Annotated in this window: 3 protein-coding genes and 1 pseudogene; 1 reads left to right on the top strand and 3 read right to left on the bottom strand. The window is 53.7% G+C overall.

All coding sequences use genetic code 11. The annotated features are described in order from the left end of the window. Nucleotides 1-88 precede the first annotated feature (88 nt). Complete coding sequence (locus tag BM357_RS18225; RefSeq protein ID WP_074956763.1) at nucleotides 89-364, bottom strand: hypothetical protein; 276 nt, start codon at nucleotides 362-364, stop codon at nucleotides 89-91. An 894-nt stretch (nucleotides 365-1,258) separates the two neighbouring features. Between BM357_RS18225 and BM357_RS18215 the strand changes: the two genes are divergently transcribed. Further along, nucleotides 1,259-2,878: an IS1634 family transposase gene (locus BM357_RS18215; RefSeq protein ID WP_074956761.1), complete on the top strand. Its 1,620-nt coding sequence runs from the start codon at nucleotides 1,259-1,261 to the stop codon at nucleotides 2,876-2,878. Between the two features lie 998 nt (nucleotides 2,879-3,876). Here BM357_RS18215 and BM357_RS19555 read toward each other — a convergent pair. Then, nucleotides 3,877-4,101 (bottom strand): hypothetical protein, encoded by a 225-nt coding sequence (locus BM357_RS19555; protein WP_139234799.1) that lies wholly within the window; start codon nucleotides 4,099-4,101, stop codon nucleotides 3,877-3,879. A 903-nt stretch (nucleotides 4,102-5,004) separates the two neighbouring features. After that, nucleotides 5,005-5,196, bottom strand: a pseudogene (locus BM357_RS20835) (transposase); the annotation flags it as partial. Between the last annotated feature and the right edge of the window lie 105 nt (nucleotides 5,197-5,301).

The following is a 5,301-nucleotide window of genomic DNA, read 5'->3' as shown; positions in this document are numbered from 1 at the left end:
TGGAGTAAATTTCCGACGCTCCACTTGAACAACCTCCTGACCGGATGGTCTCATGGATTAGGGAGATTGTCCAATCCAATTTCGGGGCTTAAGAGTACAGTTTGCCTAGAACCCAGTGGTCAAAAACGGTTTTCGGAGCCTGCGGCAGCGCTTTGATCACCTCGAGGATGTGGATGTATTTGCACACCCAAAAGGTAACCCAGCCTTCGTCAAGGTGTTCAGCACAAGTGCTCAGACCATATTCGCCAGCCGCAATCCCAGTGGCGTGCTCGACATACCTGGTCTGAAGCGCCATTGACGCCGCAGGCTTTCCTCTCTGCACCATGTAGCAGTAGGTCCGCAACTCTGCTTCATACGGCGCCATCGTATCACCTTCATTTGCTCCCGCAAGAGATGTCGCATACAAAAAATCCGCCAACCTATGCGGATGGCGGCGCCACAAGGGAAAGGCGGGCACAGGTAGGCTGCACTTACACGCTCAATACTATGCAGCTTCCTGCTCCCGCAGTATTGGCATAGTGACCTGGGTCACGTCAACCTGTCACCAGCATCCTCTGCCTGGACAACCTGGATCAACAACCACGTTCCTTGTGATTGGTTGGTAAAAGTGCCGAGGCACATTTACAATGACGTGTCTGTTGATGTTCACAATCGGATGGACATAAGGAACCATTCGAGGAATGTAGCAATCTCGAACACAGTAACGGGGCGGGCATATGATCGGCGGGCAATTCATCACGCACTCACCTCCAGTCAACCGCTGCAGGGCGATGATTCAATATCCTGCTCCGCCAGCGGTTGGAATGAGTAAGACGAACAGCACGAAGATGATGAGAAGCACGACTGCTCACCGAGTCAAACCACCAAACACTCCCCATCGTACATGGACCAACACCTCTTTCCTGTGAAGTGCTGTCATGATACGCAGGCTTGATCGCTTAGGACCAAGCCATTTGCCATATATCACATGTGGATAATTTATCAGGCCCACCGTGGAGAGGGCGAGGCATACGAACCTCGCGTCGGCTATCCTCTCCACGCTGGGCCCGGATGTCACGTTTCAATGTGATTTCGAAAAAACCTTGGTACACTAAATTCGCCTCACCCATTAACCCCTTAAACGGAAGTTCACAGTCTAAATGTGTCTTGAGACCTTGATGGACAAGGTCTCTAGGCGGTTTTGCTGTAAGAAACGTAGCCACTAAATTTGTGGGTATAGGAGAAGGAATTATCAATTCGATATCGAATGTCAATAACGATGAGAAAATCGTCAAACGCCATGCACGTAGCCATCACCAAACGTACATACAAGGGCAAGACCTACACCTCCATCCTTCTTCGGCAGACTTACCGGGAGGATGGCAAGGTCAAACATCGCACGCTCGCCAATCTGTCCGCGCTCCCCGAGCATGTTATCGACCTCATTCGCCGCGCTTTGAAGGGGGAGGCGTTCATCTCAGCGTCCGAAGCCTTCCGGATTACCGCTTCCCGGTCTCACGGCGCCGTATGGGCCGTCCTCTCCACTGTTCGGCAAATCGGATTGGACAAACTGCTCGGCGGCGATGAGCTTTGGCGCTCCATCGTCATTGGCATGATTGTCGCCCGGCTCGTGGAGCCGGGCTCCAAACGGTTCACACGATCTTATTGGCAGCAAACCACCCTTCCCTCCCTGTTGTCCCTGCCTGAGACGCTGTCGGTCAACGACCTCTATGACGCGATGGACACCCTGCTGCAACGGCAACCGGCGATAGAGAAGAAACTGGCCAAGCGCCACTTGGAAGAAGGGGCGCTGGTTCTGTATGACCTGTCTTCCTCGTACCTGGAGGGCACGCATTGCCCCTTGGCGGAGTTCGGATACAGTCGGGACAAAAAGCGCAGGAAGATGCAGTTCACCTATGGATTGCTGACCAACAAAGACGGTTGTCCCATCGCCATTGAAGTGTTTCCCGGAAATTGTTCCGACGGGACCACGCTCAAGGAACAGATCACCCGCCTGCGGAAACAGTACGGGCTGCGCCGGGTGGTCTTGGTCGGGGATCGCGGGATGATTACAAAGACCCGTATCTCCGAGTTGAAGGAAGCGGGGTATGACTGGATCACGGCCCTGCGCGCCAGCGACATTCAGCGTCTGTACGCCGACGAGGCGTTCCAGTTGTCGTTGTTTGATGAGCGTGATTTAGCGGAAATCGAACATCCCAGCTTTCCGGGCGAACGCCTGGTGGTGTGTCGGAACCCCTTGATGACGGAGGAGCGGCGGCGAAACCGGGAGGACTTGTTGCAAGCGACTGAGCGGGAACTGGAGAAGATCCGCGCCCGTGTCGAGGCGGGAACACTGGTGTCCGCAGACCGAATTGGGTTGGCGGCTGGGAAGGTGATTGACAAATACAAAATGGCCAAGCATTTCATCCTGGAGATCTCGGACGGGATATTTCGCTACCGGCGGGACGAGGCCCGGATTGAGCAGGAGGCACAGTTGGATGGGATTTATGTGGTCCGCACCGCGGTTCCTCGTGAAGAGATGTCCGCGAATGAAGTGGTGGAAACGTACAAGGGGCTGCAACAGGTCGAGCAGGCCTTCCGAAATATGAAAAGCATGCAGTTGGAGTTGCGGCCCGTGTTCCACCGATTGGCGACTCGCGTTCGGTCTCACGTATTTCTGTGCATGATGGCGTACTACGTGCAGTGGCACATGATGCGAGCCTTGCGCGGTCTGAAGGAGAGCGGCGATCCGGCGTATGGAAGCTTTCGGCTGATGATGGAACGGTTGAAATCCCTGCAACAGAACACGGTGGAATGCGCCGGACAGATGTTTGAACAGATCACGAAGCCGGATGAGTATCAGCAGCAAATCCTGGATGCTTTGGGCGTTCGCTTGTAAAGTAGCCAGAACCGGCGGCGTGTAATTTCCGAAAATCCCTTGTCTAACACAGGATCTCAGCCACTCTCAATCGTGAACTTCCGCTTAAAGCCCACGGTTCTCGGCAACAGCGTCCTGCTGTTGCTGCCTTTTTTTCGATACCCCGCTTCAATGAACTTTCAAGGCAACCGATATATACTCATTCCGCCGCATCTATGGCGGCCCCTTACCCATGTTTCAAGGCAGCGGCGATGTGCTGCTGCCTTCTTTTTTCCCCAACTCAGTCCCGCGCAATCCGACGCTGCCTCAGCCGCCCGCCCCGGCGCTCGTATGTGTTCGCGCTCTGCATCATGCGCTCCAGTTCGCGGCATGACAGTTTCTCCTGCTTCCACTTTAGGGGCTTGTCCGAGGTCACGACGCTGCCTTGGCATCGGGAGCAATGCATCTTGCGCGTGTTCGGAATCACCAATTGCCCGCAAACCCAACATGGTTTCATGTCATCACCGTCTTTTCTGATAACCGGGGAAAGCCCTGCAGCTCCACCAGATTCTGTGGGGAGTGTTCGGTCGTACACAACCGCCTTGCAGGGCCATGAAATAAAATGAGCACCGGCTACGGCCGATGCCCTCACAAGATACATATGATACCTCCCATTAAATGGGAGGTTTCTCGCGATCCTATTCACTTAGTACACAACAGGAGTTGTTGTGCAGCTCGTCGTATATCCGACGTGATGTGGAACCAGCAGGAAGAACAGCACGAAGATAATCAGAAACACTACTGCCCAACGTGTGAATCCACCAAACACTCCCCCATCGTACACGGACTACACCCCCTTATGATCTGCATGACTCATTCTACGTAGCCATGAACCGATGAGTAGCGGCTGCTGTCCAAGTGTAAACATTGATGTGCGCTGTATCTCACAGCGGGTATATGCACCCAAACATTCGCTATCGCACACTTAATTTCTTCCTTGGGATTTTCATCCATACCCCGCTATGAATTTGCGCAAGGTTTCACCACCCCCATGGCCCGAGCGCCGCAAGCGCCAAAAAAGGAAAGAACAGAAAGGGGAAAAAAGTCTCTTTAACGTCATCATTCAACTGAGGAATGTTCTGCAGCACATCAATGTTTGCAGTATTGACGTCTGTCTCATTCGCGAGACGAGTGGTTGCACCACCTACCGGCCGTACGTAAATTCCATCACCTGTTACGGTATGGAGAATTCCGCGGTGAGTCATACCATCCCTCGTGCGAATGACGACGGGCCGTCCAATAAACCGCATGCAATGAACACGTGTAATCATTGTTGTATCCCCCCTCCCCGGTACTTACTTGCCAATGTCCATTTAATGTTCGGGGGATTGTGCATGCAGGTTTTACTGTTTAGTAACCTGCATATCCGCCGGTAAACGGAACCAGTAGGATGAACAGCACGAAGATAATCAGAAACACTATGGCCCAACGGGTGAAACCACCGAAACATCCTCCATCGTACACGGACTACACCCCCTTCGGACTGGATAACACATCTTACGATGCTACATCCTCTCTCGAAGCGGCAGTTGTCCCATAAACTTCAGGGCACCAGCCGAAGCCGATGCCCTCACAATGAGATACGCGCCGTAGCGAGTACCTTGTAAATACCCTTGTTGCGTTACTCAGTATGCTCCTACTCCAGCGCCTGCGCCACCTGCGTAACCGCCACCTGCGTAACCGCCACCTGCGTAACCGTCGTGATGCGGAATCAGCAGGATGAACAGCACGAAGATAATCAAGAACACAACTGCCCAACGTGTGAAATGTCCTCCATCATACATGGACTACACCCCCTTCGGACCGGATGACTCATCTTACGATGATGTCTTCCTCCTTGAAGCGGCGGTTGTCCAATTGATTACAAGGCACCAGCCGCGGCCGGCGCCCCGGGGCAATACAAAAGCCACCAGCCGTGGCTGATGGCCTTAGTGATATACCGTTGCGTGAGATACCGCCATTTTGCACCCCACCGCACCTAGGAGCGTGTCCGAGTAATCGACCGAAGGGCACGCTCCTAGCCTAGGTGTCTTGTGGTAATGGTGAATGTTGGCGCCGACTGCGTTCGCGGCTCTTGTCCTGTATGTCCTATGTCCGCCACATCGGAGTTACACGGTGACCAGCTTTGTCCAGCCATACCGGAATATCTTCAGGAGGTTGTGGCACATCGCTACCAAGGACCATTCCCCTCGCACCTTAGCCAGCCCACGCAAGGAGAAGCGAACAAACCCCATGCACGCGTTGATGTGGCCGTACACAGGCTCCACGATGACCTTCCGCTTGGCGTATATCGCCCGGCCTCGTTTGGTCTGTCAACATCGGATGTAAAATCCCCAATAACAGCGGACAAGAATTCCCCAAAATCACCGCGCTGAATTCCTCAAAATCATCGGGATGAATTCCCC

Origin of the sequence: Paenalicyclobacillus macrosporangiidus, assembly GCF_900116805.1 — a bacterium.
Taxonomy (GTDB): Bacteria; Bacillota; Bacilli; order Alicyclobacillales; family Alicyclobacillaceae; genus Alicyclobacillus_H; species Alicyclobacillus_H macrosporangiidus.
Note: the sequence above shows the minus strand (reverse complement) of the source record. Positions and strands in the feature narration are given on the sequence as shown.

What these genes read in the sequence shown, in the direction of transcription:
- BM357_RS18225 (WP_074956763.1), bottom strand. Translation starts at nt 364, where the DNA reads ATGGCGCCGTATGAAGCAGAGTTGCGGACCTACTGCTACATGGTGCAG.
- BM357_RS18215 (WP_074956761.1), top strand. Translation starts at nt 1,259, where the DNA reads ATGAGAAAATCGTCAAACGCCATGCACGTAGCCATCACCAAACGTACA.
- BM357_RS19555 (WP_139234799.1), bottom strand. Translation starts at nt 4,101, where the DNA reads ATGACTCACCGCGGAATTCTCCATACCGTAACAGGTGATGGAATTTAC.